The 25,909-nt window shown below is 73.3% G+C and carries 25 protein-coding genes and 2 pseudogenes; 13 read left to right on the top strand and 14 right to left on the bottom strand.

Annotation, left to right across the window (positions count from 1 at the left end; translation table 11 throughout):
- Positions 1-58: 58 nt before the first annotated feature.
- On the top strand, positions 59-1,075 hold the full coding sequence (locus E4U92_RS33475; RefSeq protein WP_137304209.1) for a LacI family DNA-binding transcriptional regulator: 1,017 nt from the start codon (positions 59-61) through the stop codon (positions 1,073-1,075).
- An 18-nt stretch (positions 1,076-1,093) separates the two neighbouring features.
- On the opposite strand, the gene E4U92_RS33470 is transcribed toward E4U92_RS33475, so the two are convergent.
- Entirely contained in the window at positions 1,094-2,068 is a 975-nt protein-coding gene (locus E4U92_RS33470) for a helix-turn-helix domain-containing protein (protein ID WP_137304208.1), read from the bottom strand.
- A gap of 101 nt (positions 2,069-2,169) precedes the next feature.
- On the opposite strand from E4U92_RS33470, the gene E4U92_RS33465 reads away from it, so the two are divergent.
- The gene (locus tag E4U92_RS33465) at positions 2,170-3,219 is read left to right on the top strand and encodes a saccharopine dehydrogenase family protein (protein ID WP_137304207.1); all 1,050 of its coding nucleotides are present in this window, start codon (positions 2,170-2,172) and stop codon (positions 3,217-3,219) included.
- A gap of 77 nt (positions 3,220-3,296) precedes the next feature.
- Here the strand turns inward: E4U92_RS33465 and E4U92_RS33460 are convergent, their stop codons facing one another.
- From E4U92_RS33460 to E4U92_RS33450, 3 genes are all read right to left on the bottom strand, one after another.
- Positions 3,297-6,506 (bottom strand): TIM-barrel domain-containing protein, encoded by a 3,210-nt coding sequence (locus tag E4U92_RS33460; protein ID WP_373311707.1) that lies wholly within the window; start codon positions 6,504-6,506, stop codon positions 3,297-3,299.
- A gap of 210 nt (positions 6,507-6,716) precedes the next feature.
- Positions 6,717-7,640, bottom strand: a complete 924-nt coding sequence (locus E4U92_RS33455) for a helix-turn-helix domain-containing protein (RefSeq protein ID WP_137304206.1) — start codon at positions 7,638-7,640, stop codon at positions 6,717-6,719.
- Positions 7,637-8,473, bottom strand: coding sequence for a peptidoglycan-binding protein (locus E4U92_RS33450; protein WP_137304205.1), 837 nt, complete (start codon positions 8,471-8,473; stop codon positions 7,637-7,639). The genes E4U92_RS33455 and E4U92_RS33450 overlap by 4 nt, the downstream gene beginning before the upstream one ends.
- 302 nt (positions 8,474-8,775) lie before the next feature.
- Between E4U92_RS33450 and E4U92_RS33445 the strand changes: the two genes are divergently transcribed.
- Together E4U92_RS33445 and E4U92_RS33440 are read left to right on the top strand one after the other, a co-directional pair.
- Positions 8,776-9,222: a peptidoglycan-binding domain-containing protein gene (locus E4U92_RS33445; protein ID WP_137304204.1), complete on the top strand. Its 447-nt coding sequence runs from the start codon at positions 8,776-8,778 to the stop codon at positions 9,220-9,222.
- Between the two features lie 104 nt (positions 9,223-9,326).
- The gene (locus E4U92_RS33440; protein ID WP_137304203.1) at positions 9,327-10,973 is read left to right on the top strand and encodes a peptidoglycan-binding protein; all 1,647 of its coding nucleotides are present in this window, start codon (positions 9,327-9,329) and stop codon (positions 10,971-10,973) included.
- 15 nt (positions 10,974-10,988) lie between these two features.
- Here the strand turns inward: E4U92_RS33440 and E4U92_RS33435 are convergent, their stop codons facing one another.
- The 5 genes from E4U92_RS33435 to E4U92_RS37280 form a co-directional block, all read right to left on the bottom strand.
- Positions 10,989-11,210, bottom strand: a complete 222-nt coding sequence (locus E4U92_RS33435) for an alpha/beta fold hydrolase (protein WP_229863358.1) — start codon at positions 11,208-11,210, stop codon at positions 10,989-10,991.
- A 21-nt stretch (positions 11,211-11,231) separates the two neighbouring features.
- Positions 11,232-11,585 (bottom strand): hypothetical protein, encoded by a 354-nt coding sequence (locus E4U92_RS33430; RefSeq protein ID WP_137304202.1) that lies wholly within the window; start codon positions 11,583-11,585, stop codon positions 11,232-11,234.
- Positions 11,586-11,801: 216 nt separating this feature from the next.
- The gene (locus E4U92_RS33425) at positions 11,802-12,554 is read right to left on the bottom strand and encodes a hypothetical protein (protein ID WP_137304201.1); all 753 of its coding nucleotides are present in this window, start codon (positions 12,552-12,554) and stop codon (positions 11,802-11,804) included.
- Positions 12,555-12,678: 124 nt separating this feature from the next.
- Entirely contained in the window at positions 12,679-13,989 is a 1,311-nt protein-coding gene (locus E4U92_RS33420) for a sulfite oxidase (RefSeq protein ID WP_137304200.1), read from the bottom strand.
- Positions 13,990-14,133: 144 nt separating this feature from the next.
- Positions 14,134-14,217, bottom strand: coding sequence for a putative leader peptide (locus tag E4U92_RS37280; RefSeq protein ID WP_376741233.1), 84 nt, complete (start codon positions 14,215-14,217; stop codon positions 14,134-14,136).
- Between the two features lie 334 nt (positions 14,218-14,551).
- On the opposite strand from E4U92_RS37280, the gene E4U92_RS33415 reads away from it, so the two are divergent.
- Complete coding sequence (locus tag E4U92_RS33415) at positions 14,552-15,673, top strand: hypothetical protein (protein ID WP_137304199.1); 1,122 nt, start codon at positions 14,552-14,554, stop codon at positions 15,671-15,673.
- 127 nt (positions 15,674-15,800) lie between these two features.
- Here the strand turns inward: E4U92_RS33415 and E4U92_RS33410 are convergent, their stop codons facing one another.
- On the bottom strand, positions 15,801-16,583 hold the full coding sequence (locus tag E4U92_RS33410; protein ID WP_137304198.1) for an SDR family NAD(P)-dependent oxidoreductase: 783 nt from the start codon (positions 16,581-16,583) through the stop codon (positions 15,801-15,803).
- An 86-nt stretch (positions 16,584-16,669) separates the two neighbouring features.
- Between E4U92_RS33410 and E4U92_RS33405 the strand changes: the two genes are divergently transcribed.
- The 4 genes from E4U92_RS33405 to E4U92_RS33390 all read left to right on the top strand — a co-directional run bounded on the left by E4U92_RS33405 (position 16,670) and on the right by E4U92_RS33390 (position 19,392).
- Positions 16,670-17,524 carry a helix-turn-helix transcriptional regulator gene (locus E4U92_RS33405; RefSeq protein ID WP_137304197.1) on the top strand — a complete coding sequence of 285 codons (855 nt, stop codon included), beginning with the start codon at positions 16,670-16,672 and terminating at the stop codon, positions 17,522-17,524.
- 121 nt (positions 17,525-17,645) lie between these two features.
- Positions 17,646-18,389 (top strand): class I SAM-dependent methyltransferase, encoded by a 744-nt coding sequence (locus E4U92_RS33400; protein WP_137304265.1) that lies wholly within the window; start codon positions 17,646-17,648, stop codon positions 18,387-18,389.
- Positions 18,390-18,555: 166 nt separating this feature from the next.
- Positions 18,556-18,987: an ATP-binding protein gene (locus E4U92_RS33395; protein ID WP_137304196.1), complete on the top strand. Its 432-nt coding sequence runs from the start codon at positions 18,556-18,558 to the stop codon at positions 18,985-18,987.
- 42 nt (positions 18,988-19,029) lie between these two features.
- Positions 19,030-19,392 (top strand): hypothetical protein, encoded by a 363-nt coding sequence (locus E4U92_RS33390; RefSeq protein WP_137304195.1) that lies wholly within the window; start codon positions 19,030-19,032, stop codon positions 19,390-19,392.
- A 59-nt stretch (positions 19,393-19,451) separates the two neighbouring features.
- Here the strand turns inward: E4U92_RS33390 and E4U92_RS33385 are convergent, their stop codons facing one another.
- On the bottom strand, positions 19,452-20,324 hold the full coding sequence (locus tag E4U92_RS33385) for an aldo/keto reductase family oxidoreductase (RefSeq protein WP_137304194.1): 873 nt from the start codon (positions 20,322-20,324) through the stop codon (positions 19,452-19,454).
- Positions 20,325-20,559: 235 nt separating this feature from the next.
- Between E4U92_RS33385 and E4U92_RS33380 the strand changes: the two genes are divergently transcribed.
- Positions 20,560-21,423, top strand: a complete 864-nt coding sequence (locus E4U92_RS33380) for a LysR family transcriptional regulator (protein ID WP_137304193.1) — start codon at positions 20,560-20,562, stop codon at positions 21,421-21,423.
- Between the two features lie 44 nt (positions 21,424-21,467).
- Here E4U92_RS33380 and E4U92_RS33375 read toward each other — a convergent pair whose 3' ends face one another.
- Positions 21,468-21,944 (bottom strand): MarR family winged helix-turn-helix transcriptional regulator, encoded by a 477-nt coding sequence (locus E4U92_RS33375; RefSeq protein WP_137304192.1) that lies wholly within the window; start codon positions 21,942-21,944, stop codon positions 21,468-21,470.
- A 118-nt stretch (positions 21,945-22,062) separates the two neighbouring features.
- Here E4U92_RS33375 and E4U92_RS33370 point away from each other — a divergent pair, with 118 nt between their 5' ends.
- Positions 22,063-23,157: an epoxide hydrolase family protein gene (locus E4U92_RS33370; protein WP_137304191.1), complete on the top strand. Its 1,095-nt coding sequence runs from the start codon at positions 22,063-22,065 to the stop codon at positions 23,155-23,157.
- A gap of 102 nt (positions 23,158-23,259) precedes the next feature.
- Here E4U92_RS33370 and E4U92_RS37275 read toward each other — a convergent pair.
- Positions 23,260-23,703, bottom strand: a pseudogene (locus E4U92_RS37275) (glycosyltransferase); the annotation flags it as partial.
- A 126-nt stretch (positions 23,704-23,829) separates the two neighbouring features.
- Here E4U92_RS37275 and E4U92_RS33360 point away from each other — a divergent pair.
- Positions 23,830-24,411 carry an RNA polymerase sigma factor gene (locus tag E4U92_RS33360; protein WP_137304190.1) on the top strand — a complete coding sequence of 194 codons (582 nt, stop codon included), beginning with the start codon at positions 23,830-23,832 and terminating at the stop codon, positions 24,409-24,411.
- A 200-nt stretch (positions 24,412-24,611) separates the two neighbouring features.
- On the top strand, positions 24,612-25,634 hold the full coding sequence (locus E4U92_RS33355) for a MerR family transcriptional regulator (RefSeq protein ID WP_137304189.1): 1,023 nt from the start codon (positions 24,612-24,614) through the stop codon (positions 25,632-25,634).
- A 57-nt stretch (positions 25,635-25,691) separates the two neighbouring features.
- On the opposite strand, the pseudogene E4U92_RS33350 reads toward E4U92_RS33355, so the two are convergent.
- Positions 25,692-25,909: pseudogene (locus E4U92_RS33350) on the bottom strand (ferrochelatase); the annotation flags it as partial.

The raw sequence follows: 25,909 nt of genomic DNA, 5'->3' as shown, positions 1-25,909 counted from the left end.
ACGCCGCAGCGCGGGACCCGTCGCGGACCTGCGCCCGGCCCGACAAGGAGGGAACGCCGTGGGCGTCAGCCTCAAAGACGTCGCGCAACGAGCGGGAGTCTCGGTCAAGACCGTCTCGAACGTCGTCAACGACTATCCGCACGTCACCCCCGCCATGCGGGCCCGCGTCCAACAGGCGATCGACGAGCTCGGCTATCGCCCCAACCTGACCGCGCGCCACCTGCGCAAGGGCCGGACCGGGATCATCGCGCTGGCCGTGCCCGAGCTCGGCAACCCCTACTTCGCCGAGCTGGCCAGCGCGGTCATCGACGCGGCGGCCCGCCACCACTACACGGTGCTGCTCGACCACACCGCCGGTATGCGGGAGAAGGAGATGCTCGTCTGCCAGGGCTTCCAGACCCATGTGATCGACGGCCTGATCCTGTCCCCGATCGAGCTGGAGAACCAGGACCTGCACGGCCGCACGGACACCTCACCGCTCGTCCTGCTCGGGGAGCGCGAGTACGACGCACCCTACGACCACATCGCGATCGACAACGTGGCCGCGGCGCGCAGCGCGGTGCGCCACCTGATCGCCATCGGGCGCCAGCGGATCGCGTTCCTCGGCGCCCGCGCGGAGAGCGCCCGCCAGCCGGCCCACCTGCGCCTGCGGGGCTGGCGCGAGGAGCTGTCCGCGGCCGGACTGCCGCACGACGACTCGCTGGTGGCCCCCACCGACGGCTACGGCCGGGCGGACGGCGCCCAGGCCATGGCCACGCTCCTCGACCGCGGCGTACGGCCCGACGCGGTCTTCGCCTACAACGACCTCCAGGCGATCGGCGCCATGCGGGTCCTCGGCGAACGCGGGCTGCGTGTCCCGCAGGACGTCGCGGTGGTGGGGTTCGACGACATCGAGGAGAGCCGTTTCGGGGCCATCACCCTGACCACGGTCGCCCCCGACAAGCAGGCCATCGCCCGCCAGGCCGTCAACTGCGTCATCTCCCGCCTGACGGACTCGGCCGAGGCCGGGCCACGACGCCTGCGGCCGGGCCACGACCTGGTCGTGCGCGAGTCGACCTTGGGCCGCCACCGGTAGCCGTGGCCTTCCGCCCGGTCACTCGGGCGCCGGGACGGGCCGGGGGGCCGGGCCGGTCCGGGTGCGGAAGGTGCGGCGGTAGGTGTCCGGGGGGACGCCGACGACGCGGTTGAAGTGGCGGCGCAGCGTGGTCGCGGTCCCCATGCCCGTGGCGGCGGCGATGCCGTCGATGCCGTCGTCGGTCTTCTCCAGCAGCTCCTGCGCGTGGCGGATGCGCTGGGCGAGCAGCCACTGCAGGGGGGTGGTGCCGGTGGCCGCCCGGAAGTGGCGGGTGAGGTGGCGCGAGCTCATGCCGGCCCGGCGGGCCAGGTCCTCCACCGTCAGCGGCTGGTCGAGGCGCTCGACGACCCACGGGATCAGCGCGGTGAGCGGGTGGGTGTCGTGGTCGGGCACGGGCCGGGTGACGAACTGCGCCTGCCCGCCGGACCGGTGCGGCGGGACGACCAGGTTGCGGGCGACCGTGTTCGCCACGGCGGATCCGTGGTCGAGGCGGACCAGGTGCAGGCACAGGTCGAGCGACGCCGCCTTGCCCGCCGAGGTGAGGACGGTGCCGCCGTCCACGTACAGGACGTCCGGGTCGACCTCCACCCGGGGGTGGCGGGCCGCCAGGACGTCGGTGTGGGCCCAGTGGGTGGTGGCGCGCCTGCCGTCCAGCAGGCCCGCCGCGGCCAGCACGAACGCACCGGTGCACAGGGAGACCACGCGGGAACCGGCGTCGTGGGCCGCGCGCACCGCGTCGACCAGGTCGCCGGGCGGGTCGACGTCGACGTCCGCCCACCCGGGGACGATGACCGTGTCCGCCGCCGGGAGCGCGTCGAGACCGCGGTCGGGCTCCACGAGGTAACGCCCCACGCGCACCGGGCGCGGGCCGCAGACCACGACGTCGTACCAGGGTCCGGTCACCGCGGCCGGGGCCGGGCCGAACACCTCCTGCGCCACGCCCAGTTCGAAGTGCAGCATCCCGTCCGTGACGGCCAGTGCCACCGATGTCATGTCCGTAATTGTACGGGGCGTGTCGTTCCTGACACTCACGGCCGACGCACGCCCGCCACCAGGATGGATCCCGTTGATCGGCGCGAGGTGCGGGAGCGGACATGGCAGCGGGACAGACGGTGACGGTGTACGGCGCGTACGGGCACACCGGCCGGTTCGTGGTGGGGCACCTGCGCGAGCGGGGGTTCGTGCCGGTCCTCGCCGGACGTGACGCGGGCCGGCTGAAATCCCTGGCGGACGGGCACCCCGGGCCGGAGGTCCGTCCCGCAGCGGTCGACGACCCGTCCTCCCTGGACGCGGCGCTCGCCGGTGCGGCGGCCGTGGTCAACTGTGCGGGCCCGTTCGCCACCACGGCGGGCCCGGTGGTCGAGGCCGCCCTGCGGGCACGGATCCCGTACGTCGACGTGGCGGCGGAGATCGAGGCGAACGACGACACGTTCACCCGGTTCTCCGAGCGGGCCCGCCGGGAGGGAGTGGTCGTCGTACCCGCGATGGCCTTCTACGGCGGGCTCGGTGACCTCCTGGCGACCGCCGCGGCGGGCGACTGGACCACGGCCGACGAGGCGCACATCGCGTACGGCCTCAGCGGCTGGGAGCCGACGCGGGGCACGCGCCTGGCGGGCAGGGTCTCCGCCGAGCGGCGCGGTGGCCGCCGGGTGCGCTTCACGGGCGGACGGCTGCGGTACCACGACGACGAACTGTCCACGGTGACATGGCCGTTCCCCGAGCCCCTGGGCTCGCGGCCCGTCGTCAGCGAGTTCACCATGGCGGACGTCGTGACGCTGCCCAGCCACCTGGCCGTTCCCGAGGTACGCACGTACATGTCGACCGAAGCGGCCGCCGGCGTGACGAGCCCGGACACCCCGGCCCCGACCCCGGTCGACGGACGCGGCCGCTCCGCCCAGACGTTCGTCGTCGACGTCGTCGTGCGGCGGGGCACCGAGGAACGCCGCGCCGTCGCCCGCGGCCAGGACATCTACGCCGTCACCGCGCCGCTCGCCGCGGAAGCCGTCGACCGCGTCCTCACCGGCCGTATCCGCACGACCGGTGTCGCCTCCGCCGGCGCTCTCTTCGACGCTCCCGGCTTCCTCGACGCACTGGCGCCGCACATCGTGTGGGAGCGGCTCCCGGGCGCCGGGTCCCCCGCGTAGCGGGGGCGTCCCGCACGGCGAAAGGGTGCCCCGGCCCGGCAGTCCGGACCGGGGCACCCCGCCCCTCGAGGGCCTGACTAGCGGTACATGACCGTCGTCGCCTTGCGGACGCTGCGCGCGGGCAGCGTCACGCTGAGGGTGTGCGTGTCGGCGTCGTACTGCCAGGCGCTCGCCGCCGTCGCGCCACCGTTCAGGGTCACGCGGCTCGGCTCGGCGTCCACGCCGCGGAAGGACACCGTCCACGCCCGCCGGCTCACCTGGCCCTTGAAGGACCCCCTGGCGGGGTCGATCGTCAGCAGGTGGGTGCCGTGGTGCTCGGTGTACCGCAGCCGCGTGGTCACCGCCCGCTCGGACACGGGGCTGACGCCGTCGTCCTCGTAGAGCGAGAAGGAGCCGGAGGCTCCCGCCGTGACGGTGACGGCGGCCTTGTCGAGCGGGTGCTGCGCGTCACTGGTCACGTTCTCGGCGCGGGTGGTGACGACGGAGCCCGCGCGGACGAAGACCGGCATGGTGTCCAGGGTCGTGGTGACGTCGTGACTGGCGCCGCCCGCGGGCGCGGTGTACGTGCGTCCGGTGAAGTAGTCGGTCCACTGCCCCGGCGGGAACCAGACCGACGTGGTCGTGCTGGTGCCGGGCGTGGTGACCGGCGCGACCAGCATGTCGGGACCGTACAGGTACTCGGTGCCCGCCTTGCTGTAGGCGTTCTCCTCCTCCGGGTACTGCAGGTACAGCGGCCGCACGATCGGGACGCCGGTGACGGCGGCCTGCTGGGCGAGGGTGTAGGTGTACGGCACCAGCGACTCCCGGAGCCGCAGGAACTTCTCGGCGGACGCCTTCGCCTCGGGGCCGTACTGCCAGGGCAGCCGGTCGCTGTGGTTGCTGTGCAGGCGGTCGACGGGCTGGAACGTGCCAAACTGCACCCAGCGTGCGTACAGGTCGTCGGGCAGCTTGGTGGTGCGGTGGGTCTGGCCGCCGGAGGTGTACGTCTCCGCCCCCGGGATGCCGTAGCCGTCGTTGTGGCCGCCGATGTCGTGGCTGACGGCGGCCATGCCGGTGGCGGCGGACTCACCCGGCGTGTAGCCGACCTCGGCGCGCAGGGTGCCCCAGTTGGAGGTGGTGTCGCCCGTGAAGTGCAGCGTGGTCCGCTTGTCGGCCCAGGGCCCGGTGGGCAGGCCCACTCCCCCGCTGTAGCCGCCGGCCTGGAGGGAGCCGTAGGCGCGGGAGAGGACGAAGCCCCGCTCGCTGGTCTCGGCGGTGAGGTCGGCGTACTGCTGGTTGATCCACGCGTCCGGGGTGACACCGGCCTGCGAGGACCTTGAGGTGTCGCAGCACCAGTCCAGCCACCAGAAGTCGTTGCCCGCCCGGTCCATCGGCCGGTGCAGGTCGAGGTAGGCCGCGAGCTGGTCGGGGTCGCCGAAGTCGAAGGTGTAGCAGTCCGCGCCGCCCGCCGATCCGCAGCCGCCCTTGCGCAGCTTGCCCTTGGCCGTGGCCTGCGCCTTCGCGAACTGCGGGTCGTCGCCCAGGATGCTGGGGTGGACGTTCAGGGTGTTGTGCAGGCCCTGTCCGGCGGACCAGTCGAAGAACCCCTTCGGGTCGGGGTACTTGGCCGGGTCGAAGTTCCAGCCGGACCAGGTGTTGGGCGCCTTGAAGTCGGTGTCGGTGACGAGGACGTCGAGGGGCACGCCCGCCGCGCGGAACGCGGGCAGGACGGTGTTCTCGTAGTCGCTCGCCGTGCGGTCGATGTACTCGGAGTACCAGACGCCGTACGCCCACCGCGGCAGCAGCTGCGGCGGACCGGTCAGCGTGGCCAGGTCGGACAGGCCCCGCTGGTAGTCGTGGCCGTAGCCGAAGAGGTAGCCGTCCTGGTAGGGCTGTCCGCCGTGGGCCGGGCGGGCGGACGTCTTCCGGGTGGCCGGGTCGTGGACGGCCGACGCCGTGTCGTCGAGCAGGTACCAGCCGTCGCGGTGCAGCAGCCCCGGGGTGGTCCAGGGGACGGGCTCGCTGTCGCCGTTGAGGCCGTCGAGGCTCCGCCGGTAGCCGCCGAGGGCGAGGTGGGGCGCGGGGGCGGGCGCCTGCAGGCCGGCGAGCGCCAGGCTGTCGACGTTCACGTGGCAGCTCGTGGTGTCGGGGCAGCCGAGGGTGACGCTGTCCGTGCCCGCCTTCAGCCGCACGGGCAGCGAAGCCGTCGCCCAGGAGTCCCAGGTGTCCGTCGGGGGCAGGGAGAGGCTGGCGTCGGTGCCGCCCGGGGTGGTGACCCGCACGGTGCGTGCCTGGTGCAGGCCGTCGCCGCCGGTGCCGTTGGCGTAGCGCACGTGCAGCAGGTAGGTGCCGTCCTCGGGGACGCCCGCGACGCGGTCGGTGAGGCCGGCCCCCTGGTTGAGCTCGGCGGTGAAGCCGTAGCCCGCGTGGCCCTTGTGGTCGGTGGCGACGACCGCGGAGCCCGACAGGAGGGCGTCCTCGGCCTCGCAGCTCGTGCCGAAGCGGCAGCCGGGCAGGGCGCTGTCGGCCCGGGAGGGGTAGGCGGCCCCGGGTGCGAGGAGAGCCACGCTGTCGACGTTGACGCTGCCGGAGTCGGCCGCCGTGCGGTGCAGGGTGACCGTGTGGGGACCGGCTCCGAGGGACAGCGGCAGCCGGGCCACTCCCCAGGTGTTCCAGTCCTTCGTCTCGGGGAGGCTGAACGTGCGGTCGGCGCCGCCGTCCACGCTCAGGCTGAGCGTCCGGGTCTCGTGGCGGCCGTCGCTGCCGCCGGAGTTGGCGTAGCGCACGGCGAAGTCGTACGTGCCGGCGGCCGTCGTCCGCACGTCGGCGGACAGGGAGTTGTTGTCTGCCTCGAACCCGGCCAGGAAGCCCTTGCCGGTGAACCCGCCGTGGTCGGTGGCGAGTCCGGGCCCGTCGTAGCGCTGGTCCTCCGCCTCGCACAGGGCGCCGGGCGCGCAGACGCGGTGCTGCCAGGGAGCCGCCTGCACCGGCTGCTGCCCCGCCTTGAGGCTCACGGTCAGGTTGTCCGCGGTGAAGGGACCGGAGCCGACCCGGTACCGCAGGGTCACCGCGCTGGTGGTGAGGGTGAGGACGCCGTCGCGGACCGACGAGGTGTAGGGGGGCGGCGTGAAGGAGCCCCGGCCGATCGCGTTGAAGGTGGAACGGTCCTCGAAGCGGCCGTCACCCGCGTACTCGGTGCGGATCAGGGTCGGTGACAGGACCTGGAACCGGGCGTCCGACACGGACACCGTCCCCGTGCGCTTCGGCGCGCCGGCACTGTCCGCGGCCGCGACACTGGGGACGGTCAGCAGGAGTCCCGCCGAGAGTCCGGCCGCCAGGGGGCCGATCAGAGGGGGGCGCCAGTTCCGGGGCCATCTCGAAGGCGTTGGTCGCACAGCATGCTCCCTTGGGCCATTTACAACGTTGTCATGACGGTCCGAGCGCATGAGATCACGCGCGTTTCCCGCTGTCCACACCTTCAACGGGCTTCGTTGCACCGGGAGATGCTTGACCGCCGGTCAGGGGGCCGTGGCGGCCGTCGCGTCGTCTGCGACGGCCCCGAAGCACTCCTTCGCACCGCCCGCCGCCGGGGTGAAGCAGGCTTGCAACGATGTACGGGGGTCCACCACGCTCATGAGGGTGTGGACGTAGGTGTCCGCTTCGGTGCGGGTGGTGACCCGGGCCCCGTGGACCGGGCCGTCGGCGCCGCCCGCCCGGATCTCGACCCGGTCACCCAGGGCCGCGCCCCACATCCGGGCCCAACCCGTCCCGCAGACGGGGCTGTACCGGATCTGGATCCAGGCGCCCGTGGCGGTCTCGTGCTCGGCGAGCGTCTGCGGTTCGGCGCCGCAGCGCGTCGTGAGCGGGTCCTTGTCCTGGCAGGAGCGGTGCCGGCAGAGCGGGCCGGTGGTGGAGGAGGCGGCCGCGGGGGGCGGTTGCCCCTGCTCGCGGTGCGGTGGGAGGAGGTGGACGAGGACGAGCGCGCCCAGGGCCAGGGCGAGCAGCGCGGCGAGGACGGTGACGAGGGCGCCGCGATGATGGGGGGCTGCGGCGGGGTGGGTGGGGGCCGTGTCGGCCGGGACCGGAGCCGGGTGCGGGGTCGGCGCTTCCTCCCGGGTGCCGGTGTGCTGCTGGCGCGGAGGGGCCGGGGGGACCGGCGGCTCGCCCACCGGGGGCTCGGCGTCGTGGGAAGCGGTCCGGTCCGTACGGGCGATGTCCAGGAGCGCCAGTGGGTGGTCCGCGGGTTCGCCCGCGAGACGGCACAGCTCGACGACGGCGCTGCGCGGCGGCAGGCTTCCGCCGTTCAGATAGCGCTGCCAGGACGACTTGCTGAAGGTGGTCGCCTCGGCGAGCTGCGCCAGGCTCAGGCCGGTACGCGCCTTCGACTCCCGGAGGGCGGCGGCCAGTCGGGCACCTGGTGGCGAGGGTGTGCCCTGCGTCATCCGCGCAGCGCCTGCCACGAGCGCGGCCCGACCATGCCGTCGGCGACCAGGCCCGCCCGCGTCTGGAACGTCTTGACCGCGCGCAGCGTCAACGGGCCGAACATGCCGTCGATGCCGCCGGGTGAGATGCCCGCCCGGCGCAGCAGGCACTGCGCCTCGGCGACGTCGGCTCCCGTGGCGCCGTAACCGATCTCGGTGTCGCGGCCGTGGTTGATGCCGGCCGCCCACCGGCCGTCGACGCGCGTGAGGTGGCAGGTGTAGGCGGGTGGCGGGGAGGCCGTGGCGCTGGCGGGCGTGGGGGCGACGTGCGCGGGAGCGGCGTCGTCGTGGCGCAGCACCAGCAGCAACGCGGTTCCGAGGGCGACGACCAGGACGGCCAGGACCGTCGTGAGGACCAGGTGCGGGAAGCGGGCGGGCGTGACGGGACGAGGTGCCGTGGGCCGGCCCGGTGGTTCCGGTTCCCCTCCCCGCGTCTCCTCCGCCGCGTCGGCTTCCTCCGGTTCTCCCGCTTCACCCACCGCGTCCTGCTCCCTGAGCCGCGTTTCCTCCGCGGCCCGGGTCCGGCGGCTGTCCCAGGAGTCGGCGGCGATCTCCCGCAGCGCGAGCAGGGGGGCCGGGTCGGTGCCCGTGATCCGGGCCAGGGCCTCCACGGCCTCACGGGGCGGCAGGGACGTACCGCCGAGGTAGCGCTCCCAGGACTTGGCGCTGTAGCCGGTCTTGGCCGCGAGGTGCCGCAGGGTCAGCTCGTCGCGGTCCTTCAGCCGGCGTAAGCGGGTCACCAACTGCCGGGCGTGAGGGTCCAGTTCGTCGGGCAGCGCCTTGGAGCGCGGCATGTTTCCCCCAGAGCGGTCACGAGCGTGGTCGGCGGCCCCCCTTCCGCTGCTGCGCATTCTGCATGACCCCGACACATCTGTCACAGCGGGCCCACACGCCGTCCCGCCGAGCCGTCCCGCCATGCCGTCCCGCCGCACCGCATCGCCGCAGGTCAGCCTTGGGGTCGTCCCGCGTGGCCGTCATGTGTCGCGGAGCTGTGGCCCCCGGGGCCGCCCACCCTGCACCTTTGGTCTCGCCGCCACTCCCGCCGGGCGGGAGAGACGGGAGCGGCGCGCACACCCCCCGACCGAAAGAGGAACGCATGCGACCGAACGCTCTGGGCACGACCATCGCCGGCCTCGTGGCCGTTGCCGGGCTCGCCGCCGGCAGTGTGGCGACCGCGGGCACCAGCTTCGCGGCGACCGCGCCCACCGCGCAGACGGCGACGGCAGCGCAGGCCGCCGCCCTGGCCGGGACGCAGAACTTCGGCCTGACCACGGCCGAGGCCAAGAACGTCCAGGAGTTCCTCGCGGACTACTGGGGCTACACGGGCGCCATCGACGGGCAGCTGGGCACCAACAGCTGGAAGGCCTTCCAGCGGTGCCTCGCCAAGTACTGGGGCTACACCGGCGACATCGACGGGGACCCCGGTCCCAACACCATCAAGGCCCTGCAGCGGCTGCTGAAGGCCGACTACGGCTACACCGGTGACATCGACGGCATCGCCGGCTCGGGCACCCGGGCGGCGTTCAAGCGCTTCGCCGCCTGACCCCGTCACCGAGCGTCCGACCGCGGCCCGTCCTTGACCTGCAAGGACGGGCCGCGGCGCGCTTGTCCCCACGCAGCCCGCAACCGAAGGAGAACCACGCCGTCATGGGAAGACTCGCCCCCCTCGCCCGCGCCGAGGACGGACCCCCGTCCCCACGGCACACGCGCCGGACCGCGGCCGGCTGGCGGATCCGCGTCGGGACCTTCGCGGCCACCGCGGCCATGGTCGCGGCCGGGCTCGTGCTCGGCGCCCACCCGGCGGCGGCCGCTCCGGCACCGGTCAGGCTGACCTCAGCGTCCTGCCCGAACGAGATCGTGCAGGGCCAGACCAGCGGCTGCGTCACCGAGTTGCAGAACCTGCTCAACGCGCACGGCGCCGGGCTGACGGTCGACGGGCAGTTCGGAGCGGCCACGCTGTACGCCGTCCGTGAGTACCAGGCCGCCACCGCCATCGCCGTGGACGGCCGGGTGGGCCCCGCGACGAAGAGCAAGCTGTACGCGACCGGCGGCTCGGCGCCCGCCCCCGTCGACCTCACCTCCTCGTCCTGCCCGGCGAACATCGTCCAGGGCGCCAAGGGCGGTTGCGTCACCGAGCTCCAGCGGCTGCTCGTCCACCACGGCTACGCGGTCGACGTGGACGGTGACTTCGGCGCCGGGACGGCGAGCGCCGTCCGCAGCTTCCAGTCCGCCCACGGGCTCACGGCCGACGGCCAGGTCGGCACGAACACGAAGCGGGCGCTGTACGACACCGACGAGTCGCCGTCCACGGGGCTGGACCTGAGGTCGGCGTCCTGCCCGCAGAACATCGTGGAGGGGCAGAGCGGAGGGTGTGTCGCCACCCTGCAGTCCCTGCTGAACGGCAAGGGCCAGAGCGTCGACGTCGACGGCAGCTTCGGCCCGCAGACCCTGGCGGCCGTGAAGGCCTTCCAGGCGGCGAGCGGCCTGTCCGCCGACGGCCAGGTCGGTCCGAACACCAAGGCCGCCCTGTACGCGAACATCGGCGGGGGCGGCGGCAACGGTGCCCCGGCCCCGGTCAACCTCACCTCCGCCTCCTGCCCGAACGAGATCGTGCAGGGCCAGCGCAGCGGCTGTGTCACGGAGTTGCAGAGCCTGCTCAACCACCACGGCGCCGATCTCGCCGTCGACGGTGACTTTGGCCCGCTGACCGGCAGCGCCGTCCGGGACTTCCAGGCCGAGAAGGGCCTCGCGGTCGACGGCCACGTGGGGCCCGACACGAAGGCCGCCCTGTACGGAGCGGTCACCCCGCCGTCGTCGCCCGCCCCGGGCGGCGGCTACGCCAAGATCCTCGACGTGGCCGAGGCCGAGGTCGGCACCGTGGAGGGCAGCGCCCGCGCGAACAGCTACGGGGCGGCCGTGGGCCTGTCGCTGTCCACGAGCAACTACGCCTGGTGCGCGACGTTCGTGAGCTGGGTGGCCAAGCAGACGGGTGCCAGCTCCTACCGGAACTCCTACGTCTCGGGCTGGGTCAAGCAGGCCCGGGCCGGCAACTACCACCTGTCGGTGACCACCAATCCCCAGCCCGGGGACATCGTCGCCTTCGACTGGGACGGCGGGAGCGACTTCACCGGCGGCAACGAGCACATAGGCATCGTCCGCACGGTGTCCGGCGGCTCGTCCTTCACCACCGTCGAGGGCAACACCAGCAACCCCAACGGCGGCAGCGACGGCGTCTACGTCAAGACCCGCTCCACCGACAGCGGTTACGACGTGGTCTTCATCCGGGTCCGCTGAACGACCCGCCGGAGGTCACGCCAGGAGCGCGGCGACGGCGTCCGGGGCCTCCCGCATCGCGTCGTGGCCGGTGGGCACCTCGCTCACCCGCCAGCGCGGGTCGGCGCGGTCGGCCGCGGCGGAGATCACCATGCCGCCGTAGCTGTGGCCGACCAGCGTCACGCCGGTGAGGCGCACCTCGTCGAGCAGGCGCAGACCGTCGTCGGCGTGCCTGTCGAGGTTGGCGGCCGCCACCACCGACCGTCCACGAGCCCCGTCTCAGCGGAACTCGTGGACCACCTGGATGTCACCGACGATGTGGGCGTTGAACTCGTCCAGCTCCTCGGCCGGCACCCAGAGCTCCAGGATCGTCCGCCCGCCGACCTGCTGCACGGGGTACCGGCTCAGGTACTCCGACTCGACGTCGAAACGCGTGACGTACCCGACGCCGTCGTGCTTCACGTTCCAGTCCCGCGCGATCCTGACCGCGTAGTCCTCGTTGAGGACCGGGTAGAAGATCGGCTGCTCGGGCAGCCTGGGCGGCCAGGCGCGCCAGTTCGACTCCCGCACCAGCTCGAGCTCCTGGGGGCCGGTGGGGCGCCACAAGGTCGTCGTCGCTCGCTGGCTGGTCATGGGCGTCACTCTCTTGGCGTGGTCGCCACAGGTGACGGCGGGGAAGTCGGGAGAGTGGACGATACAGGGGGACGACCCCGCACGTCGTCGGGTTTTCCGGGTGACGCGGCGTACCGCGCCGCCCCGTCGATCCGTCCGGTCGTCGGAGCCGTCCGCCACCCTGCGGCAGTGCCTGGGTGACGGACGGTCTCCCGCGTACGGTCGGCTGCTCGTCGGCTACTTGAGGACCACCGCGTCACCGGCCGACACGATCCGGGCCGTTGTCGTCGTGCCCGGGAAGTACCACCGCCAACTGCCCGCGGAGGTGACGGTCACCTTGGTGCTGAGCTTCCCGGCAGCGCCCGTCCGCACGGTCTTGACCGTGCTGTAGTGGGCGGCTCCGGCCTTGCGGTACTGGAGCTTCACGTCCTGCCCGGCGAAGCCCTGGTAGGTGAGCGTCTCCCAGTTGGCGCGGGACAGCTTGCCGGTGATCGTGAGCTTCCCGCCCTTGGCGACCGGCTCAGGAGTCGCGTCCGTCGTCAGCCGGGAGGCCCGCTTGACCTTGTAGTCGGCGAGGGAGTCGGAGATCCAGTAGTCGCCGTCGTTCGCGTTCACGGTGGCGTTCACCATCCAGGTCCCGGCGACCCTGTTGCTGTCGATGTCGTCACTGGCCGCGATCCAGGCCGGGTCGACCGACATGATCGCGGTGCACACCGACGTCGTCGACGACTTCTTCCGGCATGTCGTGCCGGTCCAGTCGAAGAAGCCGTACCCGTTGGAGCGGTTGAAGGTGCTGACGCGCGAGAGCCCCTTGACGCCGGAGTCGTCCTTGACGGTGATGGCGATCGGGAACGCGACCTTGTGCGTCGTGCCGATCGTGACGTTGGCCCCGCCGTTGACGACGGTCGACACCACCCGTACGTCACCCCGGCCCTCGGCGTGGGCTCCGGTCGCCGTCAGGAGCAGCACGGCGACTGCCCCTCCACCCACTGCCCAGCCGGTTCTTCGTCTGAAACCGCTGATCCTCTTCATGGTCCTCCCCTGGTGAGCCGATCGCGAAGTCGATCAGTGCTCGCACGAGGCTACACACGGCTGGGTTCTGCGCCGTAGGGCGTCACACGACGCTCACCGGATGTCGGACCACCGCGTCGAACAGGTAGCCCTGGGTGTTGGGTACGGCGACGTCCGGCTGCGTGCGGCCGGCTGTGTCCGTGGCGCGGGCCAGGAGGTGGGTGGCGCCCGGTGCGGCGGGCCGCCAGTCGAGGGACCAGCGGGTCCAGGTGCCGGCGCGCGGCTGATCGTGCAGCCGGGCGGGCCGCCACGTCGCTCCGCCGTCCGTGCTCACCTCGACGTGGGCGACGGCGCCCGCGCCCGACCACGACCGCCCGTGCAGGACGTACCCGCGCCCCGCCGCGAACGTCGCCCCGCTCGCCAGCTCGAAGGCGCTCTTCACGGTCTGCCGGCTCAGCGGCGCGCTGCCGCCCTCGGGGTGGGCGGGGCCGAACAACCGGTAGAAGGTGGTGTTCCAGGGCGAGAACAGCGGCTGCGCGGACACCTCGATGTCGCCCACCCACTTGATCGACGCGATCCCCACCCAGGACGGCACCACCACCCGCACGGGATACCCGTGGTCGTGCGGCAGCCGCTCACCGTTCATCTCGTAGGCCAGCAGTACGTCGTCGAGCGCCTTCGCCAGCGGCAGCGGCCGACGGACCCGCCCCAGGCTCTCGCCCCCGCTGACGTATTCGGCGTCCAGCCCGCGCGGCTGCACGTCGACGGCGTGGTACGTCAGCCCGGCCCTGCGCAGGACGTCGGACAGGCGCACGCCGCGCCAGCGCGCCACCCCGATCGCCCCCAGCGTCCACGCGGTCCCCGTGACGGTCTCGCCCTGCTGCGTCGAGTAGAAGGAGCGCCCGTTGCCCGCGCACTCGACGAACGCGGTGCGGGTGACGGCCGGCAGGGCTCGCAGGTCGTCGTACCCGAACTCCACCGGGCGGTCCTCACCGGGCGCCCCGCGCAGCCCGCTCCCCCACAGCCGCAGCCGCCAGTCGTCGGCGTCGAGCACCGGCGTGGCCGTGTGGTTGCGGACGAAGAACAGCTCGTTGGGGGTGTGGTGGCCGGTCCCGCGCAGCGCTTCCCAGCGGGTCTCGGCGTTGGTGCCGCGCTCGATGAACCACTCGGGCGGCAGGGGCTTGAGGATCGGCCGGTCGGCGACGGCGTCTGCCGTGGTCCGCGCGGCGGACGCGGACGCGGGGGTGGTGAGCGCCGTCCCCGCGGCGGTGGCCGTGGCGGTCGCCGCGAGCAGGGTGAGCAGCCGACGGCGGGACACGCCGTCGGCCTTGGCCTCCCCCGCGAGCCACTGGCGCAGCCTGCGGCGGTCGTAGGCGGTCTCGTGACGGTCACCGGGGCGTGCGGAAGAGGGCATGGAGGTTCCTCGGCATGGGGGCGGAAGGGTGGTGGGGCAGGGCCTGGCAGCGGGCGGGGCGGGCAGCCGTCAGCACCGGGCGAGATCACTCCAACGCGCGCTGGTGGCGCAGTCGTTGGCCGGGAGGTCCGTCAGTGCGCGCGGTCAGCCGTTCGCCCGACACAGCGCGGCGGCCACGCGGACGAGGTCCACGGCTCGGCGGCGCGTCAGAGGGGTCGGGAACGACATGGCGGGATGCAAGCACGCGGGGGGCGGGGTGTCAACGGAGAGAAGGCGGCGGAAGCTTGGCCGTGCGGGAGGGATCAGTGCGGCGGACCAAACCCTCTGGCAGACAGCCGTACGCCGTGAGATCGTCCCTCGGTGATCGACTCCGCTGCCGCAGGAGCGACCCGAGGGCCCGTGGACGGGCATTGGGCGCTCGCGGCACACCCGGGACGTCGATCCAGACGACCGGCCTTGTCGACCAGACCTGGGAGTTACGAAGGTGAGATCCACTCTGCGTATCAGAATGCTGAGCGCGGCCACAGCGACAGCGTTCGGTGCGCTCTCCCTCTGCGGTGCGGTGACCAGCGCCCACGCCGACACCGCACCTGACGACCCCACCCGCCCCGGGCCGGTCATCACCGACGCCTCCGGGTCCGCCTGCGGTGACGACGCGAGCCCTGCCTCGTACCGGACCGGCACGGCGGCGGGTTCCCCCGTGTCGGCCGACGGGGCCGTCGACGGCAGGACGGACTGCCGATTGTTCGCCGACCCGCCGCCCACGGCCTCCGACGGGGACCTCACCGGCGACGATCTGCCCGACCTCGCCGTCGTCGGCGCGCAGGCGGGTCTGCCCAGCGGGCTGTGGCTGGCCAGGGGCACCGCCGACGGTCAGATCGACCCCGACGTGACCGACGTGGGAGAGCAAGGAACAGGTGCCGCCAGCCCGGGCTCCCCGTCCGACTGGGACGGGATCCAGGCGATCACCGGCCACTTCCAGACCGGCGCGGGCTTCAACGACGTCCTCGCTTACAGGCCGGCCACCGGAACCGGAACGATCCTGTTCGGCAACGGCGACGGCTCGGCGCTCAGCCCGTACAGCGGTCACGAGGTGAACGTGAATTCGCTGGTCTTCACCGACTCCAGCGGTGTCACCGGCGCTCCTGGCAGCAAGGCCACCAGCATCGCCGGCGGTGGCGACCTGTACCGCACGGTCAACGACATGCCCCGCGCCGGGTTCCCCGACCTGCTCATGGTCGTGAACGGCCAACTCTGGGACGAGCCGGGCATGATGACCCCCGGAGCGTTCATCGGCCTCGACAACGCCCTGCCCCTGACCGGTACCGACCCCACGGGCTCCGGAGACTGGACCGGCTGGAGCCTGACCAGCAGCCTCGTCGACGGGCTGCCTGCCCTGTTCGCCCGCAACGAGGCGACCGGAGCCCTTTACTACTACACCCCGCAGCAACTGCAGGACCTCGCCTACGGCACCCCCGTCACACCCCTGCACCTCGCCGACAGCGGCTACGACTCGGCGGCCCTGCCCGTTCTGCAGGCCGCCGATCTGAACAGCGACGGCACACCGGACCTGCGCACGGTGTCCGCCACCGGCGTCAGCACGGCATGGATCCTCGATCCCGCCACCGGAACTCTCACCGCACGGCCGGCGCAGAGCCTCGACATCCCCGACGGAACCGCGTAGCGGACCGAGGGGCCGTCCGCTCGAAGTGGACGGCCCCTCCTCCGGCTCACGTCGTCGGCTCGGCCGGTGAGCCACCTGGCGGGGAGCCGACGGTGAGACGGCCGCCGTCCCCTCGCCCGACCGGCTCTCAGGCGCCCGCGCCCCCGTCCACCGGCAGGATCGCGCCGGTCACCATCGAGGCGCGGTCGCTGAGCAGCCACGCCGCCGCCTCGGCCACCTCGCGGGGCTCGGCCATGCGGCCGAGCGGGGTGGCCGCCGTGTTGCGCGCGATGATGCCCGGGGACGCCGCTTCCCACTCGTCGATCATCGCCGTGGCGGTCCCGCCGGGTGTGATGCCGTTCACCCGGATACCGTCGCGGCCCCAGGTCACGGCGGCGGTCTCGGTGATGCTGTTCAGCGCGCGCTTCATCGCGCCGTAGGCGGGCAGGGCGGGGTTCGCGCGGCGGCTGCCGATGCTGGAGGTGTTGACGATCGCTCCGCCGCCGTTGCGTCGCATGAGGGCGGCCTCGGCGGTCATGGCGGTCCAGTGCGAGCGGAAGTTCACGGCGAACTGCGTGTCGATGTCCTCGTCGCTCGTGGTGTCGAGCGGACCGGGCTCCTGGATGGCCGCGCCGTTGTTGAAGGCGCCGTCGAGCCGCCCGTGCAGCTCCTCGACCCGGTCGACGGCCGCGCGGATGCCCGCCTGGTCGGCCAGGTCCAGGGTCACGGCGTCGGCGGTGCCGCCGTCGGCGCGGATCTCGCCGACGAGCCGGTCGAGGGCCTCGGCGCTGCGGGCCGCGAGCACGACGGCCGCGCCCTCGGCGGCGAAGAGCCGGGCGGCGGCCTCCCCGATGCCGCGGCTGGCGCCGGTGATGAAGACGACCTTGCCGGTGAGCAGGCCGATGGATGCGATGGGGGTGGTGTGCGTCATGACCCCAGTGTGGGATCGGCCGCCGGGCCGGATGGAGGCACAGGCTGTACCAGGATCCGCGGCCGGACGGCGTGCAGACTGGGGGTATGGACAAGCAGGAGCTCGGCGCGTTCCTCCGCAGCCGTCGTGAGCGGCTGCGGCCGGAGGACGTGGGCCTGCCCTCCGGGCCGCGCCGGCGAACGCCGGGGCTGCGGCGCGAGGAGGCCGCGGTGCTCGCGCACATCTCCACCGAGTACTACGTGCGGCTGGAGCAGGGCAGGGCACCCAGGCCGTCGGGCGAGGTCCTCGCCGGGATCGCGGGCGCGCTGCGGCTCACCGAGGCCGAGACCGACCACCTCCACGTCCTCGCGGGGACCGCGCCCACCCGGGCCCGGCGCCACCGGCGCGACGTCCGCCCGAGCATCCTCGCGCTGCTCGAGCGGCTGCCGCACACGGCCGCCTTCGTGACGTCGGCCGTGTTCGAGGTGCTCGCCTGGAACGACCTGGCGGCCGCGCTCATGGAGGACTTCGCCCCCCTCGCGCCGGCGGACCGCAATCTCGCGCGCCGGGTCTTCCTCGGCCCGCGGACCGACGACGCGCCGCTCTACGGCATCTCCGACGCGGCCGAGTTCCGCCACCACGCCGTCACGCAGTTGCGCACCACCCTCGCCCGCTACCCGGCGGACCCCGACGTGACCGGTCTCATCGAGGAACTGTGCGACGGGAGCCGGGAGTTCGCCCGGCTGTGGGAGCGGCACGACGTGCAGGCCGCGCCGATGCTCACGAAGACCTTCCGTCACCCGGCCGTCGGTGAGATCACGGTGGACTGCGACACGCTCGCCCTCACCGAACGCGACCAGCACCTCGTGCTCTACAGCGCCCCGTCCGGGTCCCCCAGCGCCGAGTCCCTGGCCCTGCTCAACGTGCTGGGTACCCGGGCCGGTGACTACCGACAACGCTGAGCGTCCCTCCCCAACTCCGCGCGCCCCCAGCGATATTCGGTGGACACCCGACACGTCGGCACCGAGCGTTGACGGCATGGATGCCATGAATGCCACGAACGACAAGAATGACGTGGAGGGCATGGACGAGGAGAACATCTGGGACGCCGACACCGCCCAGCGCTACGACACACCCGGCTCCGGCATGTTCGCGCCCGAGGTGCTGGGTCCGACGGTGGAGCGGCTCGCCCAGCTCGCCGAGGGCGGAGCGGCACTGGAGTTCGCCGTCGGGACCGGCCGGGTGGCCGTCCCCCTGGCCGAGCGCGGAGTGCCCGTCACCGGCATCGAGTTGTCACAGCCGATGGTGGAGCGACTGCGCACCAAGGCGGACGAGGCGACGGTCCCGGTCGTCGTCGGTGACATGACGACCGCCACCGCTCCCGGCACGTACAGCCTGGTCTACCTCGTCTACAACACCATCTCCAACCTGCTCAGCCAGTCCGCCCAGGTGGACTGCTTCCGCAACGCGGCCCGGCATCTCGGGCCCGGTGGCCGGTTCGTGATCGAGCTCTGGGTGCCGGAGCTGCGCAAGCTGCCGCCGGGGCAGGCCGCCACCGTATGGGCGTGCGAGCCCGGGTACATCGGCCTGGACACCTACGACGTGCTGAACCAGCTCGTCGTGTCGCACCACTTCCGGTTCGACGGGACGCGCAACGCCGAGCTGGCGCGCAGCCCCCACCGCTACGTCTGGCCCGCCGAACTGGACCTGATGGCCCGGCTCGCCGGGTTCGAGCTGGAGGCCAGGCACGCGGACTGGGCCGGCTCGCCGTTCACCGCCGACTCGCGTTCCCACGTCTCCGTCTACCGGCTCCCACCCACCCGCTGACCGGGCGCACGCCGCTCCTCACCGGCCGGCGACACCACCGGTCCGCCGCCCGTGAGGCCGCCCGCCTCTTGCACGGAAGGGTGACGTCATGCCTGTCGGGTCGGCGGCCGGGTACACGGTGCGCGTGCAAGCGTTGGCCGGTGGCCGAAGGAGAGGGAGTCGGACAGTGGCAGTTAAGGCGAAGGGCTGGGCGCATTCGTTCCCCATGTCCCAGGGAGTGCGGGCCGGCCGGGAGTGGACACGCGGACGACTGGAGTCCCTGCCGTGGACGGCCGGCGAGCCGGACACGGTGGACGCCATCGTGCTGGCGGTGTCCGAGCTGATCACGAACGCGCACATCCATGCGCACAGTGACGCCCAGTTGGTCCTCACCTGGGACGGCGACTGCCTCCAGGTCAGCGTCCACGACGAGGACCCGTCGCTGCCGCGCCCGCGCGAGCCGGAGCCGGGCGCGGTCTCCGGACGCGGGGTGGCCATCGTGCGCGAACTCGCCGACGAGTGGGGAACGAAGTGCCAGCGGCACGGCAAGACGGTGACGGCGTGCTTCCGTCCCGCCGACCCCGCTGCCGCCGCCGCGGCCCAGGCACACAGCAGTTGAGCGTTCCACGCACCGTGAAGCCCCCTGGGGAGGACAGGCGTCATGCTTCTGGCTCGAGGCTCGGGTGACGACCCCGACGGCTGGCTCTGGGCCCTGGCCGCCGTCGCGCTGTACGCGGTGATCACCTACGGTCTGACGTACCGCGCCCGGGTGCGCCGTGGCTCGGCGCACCCGGCCCGTGACGCCGTGCACGACCTCAAGGACCGCGAGGACTCCCAGCCGGCCCGGCAGCGCCACATGAGCCGCCTGATCATGCTGGGCGGCGCGCTGGTCGTCGGTTTGACCGCCCTGCTGACCAGCGGGCCCCTGCGGATCGTCGTGGCCGGGCTCGCGGGTGCCGCGACGGTCGTCGCGTGGGCGTCCTACGACTTCCGCACGGCGAGGCGGACGCCTGCGCCGCAGTAGCCCCGGCGATCGTCGTCGGAGGCGGCGCCGCAGCCGGCCCCAGCGGTCGCCCTGCGCTCTCAGCGGCCGATCTTGTCCAGCTCGGTCAACGCGTCGTCGGGAAGTACCAGTCCCGCCCCCGTGATGTTCTCCCGCAGGTGCGACACCGACGAAGTCCCGGGAATCAGCAGGATGTTGGGCGAGCGCTGGAGGAGCCAGGCCAGGGCCACCGACATCGGCGTCGCGTCCAGCCGGTCGGCCACGGCGGACAGCGCCGTGGACTGCAGGGGGCTGAAACCGCCGAGCGGGAAGAACGGCACGTAGGCGATGTTGTTCGCGGCGAGGTCGTCGATCAGGTCGTCGTCCTGGCGGTAGGCCAGGTTGTACATGTTCTGCACACAGACGATCGGCGCGATGCGCTGCGCCTCCTCGACCTGGTCCGCGGTCGCGTTGCTCACTCCGAGGTGACGGATCAGGCCCCGCTGCTGGAGGTCGACGAGGGCCTCGAAGGGTTCGGCGAGGGATCCGGGCAGGGGGCCGAGGGCGTTGCCCATCCGCAGGTTGACCACGTCGAGCGCGTCGAGGCCGAGGTCCTCCAGGTTCTCCTCGACGGCGCGGCGCAGGTCCTCGGGGCGCCGGGCGGGGGGCCAGCCGCCCTGCTCGTCGCGGACGGCGCCGACCTTGGTCACGATGTGCAGGGCGCCGGGGTACGGGTGGAGCGCTTCCCGGATCAGCCGGTTGGTGACGCGCGGCCCGTACGCGCCGGCGGTGTCGATGTGGGTGATCCCGAGGCGGACGGCCTCGCGCAGGACGGCGAGCGCGCCGTCGTGGTCGGCGGGCGGTCCCATGACCCCGGGGCCGGCGAGCTGCATGGCGCCGTAGCCGAAGCGGCTGACGGTCAGGTCGCCGAGGGCCCAGGTGCCGCCGGGCAGTGAGGTGGAGGGCGTGTTCATGGTGAGTCTGCGTCCTTCTGTGGGCGAGGCATGCTCAGAGGTCGGGCGGGCGGTGCGCGGTGGGCACGGGAGCCGGCCGTACGCGTGGACCGGCGCTGGCGCGCCGCAGCGCGCTGACCGGCGCGGATGCGGCCCCGTCCCTGCCGTCGATGGTCGCCCGCGGGTGCCGGGCGCATCCAATACCGGCCCGGTGGCCTGTGATACCCGGGCGGTATCACGGACGTACGCTGGTGCTGTGGACACCCTGGAGACGCGTGAGCTGAGGTACTTCGTCGCCGTGGCGGAGGAGCTGCACTTCGGCCGTGCCGCCGTACGTCTCGGGATGGCCCAGCCGCCCCTGTCGCGGGCGATCCAGCAGCTCGAACGGCGTCTCGGGGTGCGTCTGCTGGAGCGGGACCGCCGCGGGGTCACCCTGACCGGCGCCGGGGAGATGCTGCTCCACGAGGGCCGCGCGGCACTGGAGGCGGCCACCGCCGCCGTCCGCCGCACCCGCCGGGCCGGCGGCGCGGACGGAACCGGGGCTTCCCGCAACCGGCTGGTGCTCGCGGTGAAGGCCGGCTCCTCGCACGAGTTGCTGCACAAGCTGCTGGACGCCTACGCCGCCGCACCCGACGCCGCCGAGGTCGAGGTGGTGCCCAGCGGCACGTGCGAGCAGGGCGAGATGCTGCGCGACGGCCGGGCCGACGTCGCGCTCATGCACGCGCCGTTCAACTCGCTCGTCGGGTTCGACAGCGAGGAGCTGATGACCGAGGGGCAGATCGCGATCCTGCCGTCCGGCCACCCCCTCGCCGCGCGTGGGTCACTGACCGTGGCCGAGGTCACCGACGTTCCCGACCTGCCGCTCGCCCGCTGGGCCAGGGACGGCGTCTACCCGCCCGGCCCCGGCCCGGAGATCCGGGACCAGACGCAGCTTGCCCAGCTCATCGCCCTCGGCCGTACCGTGGCCGTCTTCCCCGAGTCCGCCCGCGCCTGGCTGTGGGCCGAGCACACCGCCGTCCCGCTGACGGACGCGCCGCCCGTGGTCACCCACATCGCCTGGCCGGCGCACAGCCGTTCCCTCGCGCTGGCGAGCCTGGTCCGCACGGCCACCCGGCTGTGAGCCGGTCCTCGCACACGCGGTGACTCCCGGCTCGCGCGGGTGGGCTACTCCTCGTCCGCCGCGCCGGGATGCTTCGGCTGGTGATGCTCGGTCAGGATGCCGAGCAGGGACACGAGTTGCCTCCCCTGCTCCGATGTGAGCGGGGCGAGGAGTTCTCGCTGGGCGTCGGTGATGAGCGCGTCGAGGCGGTCCAGGCGGCGCTGTCCGGCCGGGGTGAGGGTGATGACGTTGCGGCGCCGGTCGGCGGGGTCGGGGTCGCGGCGGATGCATCCGGTGCCGGAGAGCTGGTTGAGCACCGCCACCATGTCGCTGCGGTAGATGCCGGTGCGGCGGCTCAGGTCCGCCTGACTGGCGGGGCCCGCCTCGTCGAGGGCGACCAGTACCGCGAAGTGCCACTTGTGAGCGCCCTCGGCGGCCAGGCGCTCCCCGACGAGCCGCTCGGCGACGGTCGCGGTCCGGGCGAGCAGGCGGCTGGGGATGGCGCGCAGCCGGGCCGGGGTGGCTTCGGGGGTCGGGCTCATGGGGCGGTCCTCCGCGTCTGACGCCTCTTGTGTTAGTGCCACTAACAGTCTACCCTCGTTAGTGCGACGAACGTTTATCTGACGAACAATCCCGTCGCCCACGACAGGGAGCGCACTCATGATCAAGCCGTTCCGCATCGACATCCCGGAGGCCGACCTCGACGACCTGGCCGACCGCCTCTCGCGCACCCGGTGGCCCGATGAGGTCGCCGACGCCGGGTGGGACTACGGCTTCCCGCTCGCGCGGCTGAGGCAACTCGCCGAGCACTGGCGCACCGGGTACGACTGGCGCGCCCACGAGGCCCGGCTCAACGAACTGCCGCACTTCATCACCGAGATCGACGGCCAGACCGTCCACTTCGTCCACGTACGGTCCGCCAGGCCGGACGCGCCGGCGCTGGTCCTCACGCACGGCTGGCCCGGTTCCTTCGTCGAATTCCTGGACGTGATCGAGCCGTTGTCGCGCGACTTCCACCTGGTGATCCCGTCGATCCCCGGCTTCGGCTTCTCCGGGCCGACCCACGAGCGGGGCTGGGACGTCGTGCGGGTCGCGCGGGCGTGGGCGGAGTTGATGCGCCGTCTCGGGTACGAGCGTTACGGCGCCCAGGGAGGCGACTTCGGCTCGGGCATCTCCCTGGCGCTCGGCGCGGTGGCACCCCATCAGGTGGTCGGCGTGCACGTCAACTACCTGCCGACCAGGCCGGATCCGGGCGCCGACGTCGTCCTGTCCGCCACGGACGAGGCCCGGCTGGACAAGGTCAGGGAGCTTATGGCCCACCGGCCGCCGTACCAGGCCCTGCAGGCCACCACCCCGCAGACCCTCGGCTACGCCCTGACCGACTCGCCGGTCGGCCAACTGGCCTGGATAGCCGAGCGGTTCGCCCAGTGGACCGATCCTCGCACGCCGGTCGACGACGAGCGGATGCTCACCGACGTCTCCCTGTACTGGCTGACCGCCACCGCGGCCTCCTCCGCGCGACTGGGCCGCGAGTCGCAGCGCCAGGCCCCGTCCTGCCCGGTGCCGGTCGGCGTGGCCGTGTTCGCGCACGACATCACCCAGTCGGTACGACCGCTCGCCGAGCGGCTGTACGACATCAGGCACTGGTCGGAGTTCGACCGCGGGGGCCACTTCGCCGCGATGGAGGTGCCCGAGCTGTTCGCGGCGGACGTGCGGGACTTCTTCCTGACGGCGCCCCGCCTCACGCAGGACTAGGTTCCGCCGTCCGGATCTCCCGGCGTCCCGGTACAGCTCCGCCAGCGCCCCGGCCATCCCCGAGACCAGAAAACGGGTGTTCACCGTGTCCCGTCCGGCGCGCGCGAGGCGTGTGCGGCGCGGCTCGGGCAGCGCGACCAGCCGCGCCAGGTCCTCGGCCAGGGTGGCCGCGGACGCGGTGTCCAGGAGGACCCCGTTGACGCCGTCGTGCAGGTAGTGCACGACTCCCCCGCGACGCGGGCCGGCGGCCGGCAGGCCCGCCTCCATGGCGTCGAGGACGACGAGGGGTGGGCCACAGGCCGGCGGTGAGCCAGGCGCGCAGCAGCACGTCCTGCTGCTTGACGAGGTGCAGCCGTCCGACGCACCGGTCGGCGGGCGGGTGCTGTCGGCCCGGAGATCTCCCGTCAGCGGTCGGCGGGGCGAGCTCCCCGTCTCCGTCGAGGGAGGTCGTGAGACGGGGAACTCGTCCTGTCTTCCGCCCGGGCGGGGCTCCCGGATGCGGCGCTGGACCCCGCGTTTCGCTGCGTGCGCGAGTATTCGATGCACGATCGGTGCGAGTTGTCCCGCAAAGCATCGGTGCCGAGGCTGGACGCACGGTCCTCGGGTGTGCGTGAGGACAGCGATCCCACAGCCGTGGGACCCGCACAGCCTCGGAAACGGGAGTGGTCGATCATGACAGCCACACGGACGAGTTCCCCGACGGCCCCCTCCGTGCACCACGACGGGTCCGACCTCGCCGCCCGGTTCGCCGCCGGCGACGAGTCCGCGCTCGCCGAGGCGTACCGGACCTGGGGCGTCATGGTGCAGGGCATGTGCCGCCGCACGCTGGGCGACGTGCACGAGGCCGAGGACGTGACGCAGACGGTCTTCCTCGCGGCCTGGCGCGGCCGCGCCGGGTTCCGACCCGAACGCGGCGCGTTCTCCGCCTGGCTGGTGGGCATCACCCGCCGCAAGATCGCCGACGCCCTGGAGGCGCGCAGCCGCCGCGCCACCCTGGTGGCCACCGCCGGCTCCCTGCTCGCGGTCGGCGAGGGGCAGACCGGCGCGGACCCGCAGTCGGTACTCGACCGCGTCCTGATCAGCCAGTCCCTGGCCGAGCTGAGCGTGCAGCAGCGCACGGTGATCGAGCTGGCGTTCTTCGAGGACCTCACGCAGACGCAGATCGCCCAGGTCACCGGCTGGCCCCTGGGCACCGTCAAGAGCCACGCGCGACGCGGGCTGCGGCGACTCGGCGACTGCCTGAGCCACCGCTGAGGTGCGACTCGCGGCCGGGCCCGCGTCCGACAGCACATCGATGCGCCAACGATGCAACCCCGGTCGAGGTCGTATGTGGTCGTACGTCCCTCCCCGCACGCCTCTCGTCCGCCGCACGCCTCCCGCCCGCCGACGCGCCCGTCTGCCGGACGCTGCCGCCCGCCCGCATCCGCGCGTCCCCCCGGGCCGGAAGAGCGGGCATGGCGATCTCCCAGCATGACGACGTGCCCGTCGCGGGTCTGACCACCGGACAGCTCGCCCGTCTGCTCGGTGTTTCCCCGACGACCCTGCGGTCGTGGGACCGCCGCTACGGCTTCGGACCGGCGGCCAGGGCCGACGGACGCCACCGGCGCTGGTCACCCGACGACGTGGCCATGGCGCAGGAGATGTGCCGGCTCACCGCGACGGGCACTCCCCCGGCCGAGGCCGCGCGCACCGCGCGGCTCCGCGCGCGTGGCTCTGGGCACGGACACGGTCCGGACGGGCCCTCCCTCGAGCCGTCGGCCGGGACCGACGGCATCCCGGGGCGTGCGGGTAGCGGGCTGCCGCTCGGACGGGTCCGGCCCGAGTGCCGGGGGCTCGCCCGTGCCGCGGTACGCCTCGACGCGGAAGAGGTGCGGGAGCTGTTGCGGCAGGCCGTCACCCACCACGGGCCCGCGGTGGCGTGGGAGGAAGTGATGTCCCCCGCGCTGCAGGCGGTCGGACGCAAGTGGCAGTCCTCGGGCGACCAGTACGTCGAGGTGGAGCACCTGCTGTCCTGGCACATCTCCGCCGCCCTGCGCCACTACTACCTCGACGCCGCCCGCACCCGCCGGACCGCCACCGGACTCCCCGTACTGCTGTCCTGTCTCCCCGGGGAGCAGCACACGCTCCCGCTCGACGTGCTCACCGCCGTCCTCGGCGACGAAGGGCTGACGGTCCTCATGCTGGGCGGATCGGTACCGGCCGACGCGCTGATCACCGCCGTACGACGTGTCGCGTCCCTCGCTGTCGTCCTGTGGGCCCAGACCGGTGACACGGCGGACCTGGGTCTCGCCGGACGTGTCGCCGAGGCGCGGTGGGGTGTCCGGGGCGCGCGGACGCGGACGCCGGTGCTGTTGTGCGGCCCCGGTTGGCACCCGGTCACGGACGACGCGGGACCGCTCGGGCTGACCCACGTGACGAGCCTGCGCGACGCCGTACGCAGGCTCACCGGGCTGCGGCAGGCGCCGCCCTCCCGGTGACCGCGGGCAGGGGGTGGACGCCTTGCCGTGAAGGCGCGTCGGGCTGCGTCTCCGGCGTCACGCGTAGGGGCTGTCGGCGCCCGCGGCGGCGGGCCGGGCGGCACGGGCGGGGCAGCAGCCGACGGGACAGACCTGGTGGCTGGGCCCCAGAGCGCCCAGGGCGCAGGGGGTGGCGTCCTGGCCGCGTTCGACGGCCGAGCGCTCCACGACCAGGTCCCGGACCGCGGCGGCGAAACGCGGGTCGGCACCCACCGTGGCCGAACGGCGCACCGGCA

Origin of the sequence: Streptomyces galbus, assembly GCF_005280195.1 — a bacterium.
Classification (GTDB): Bacteria; Actinomycetota; Actinomycetes; order Streptomycetales; family Streptomycetaceae; genus Streptomyces; species Streptomyces galbus.
Note: the sequence above shows the minus strand (reverse complement) of the source record. Positions and strands in the feature narration are given on the sequence as shown.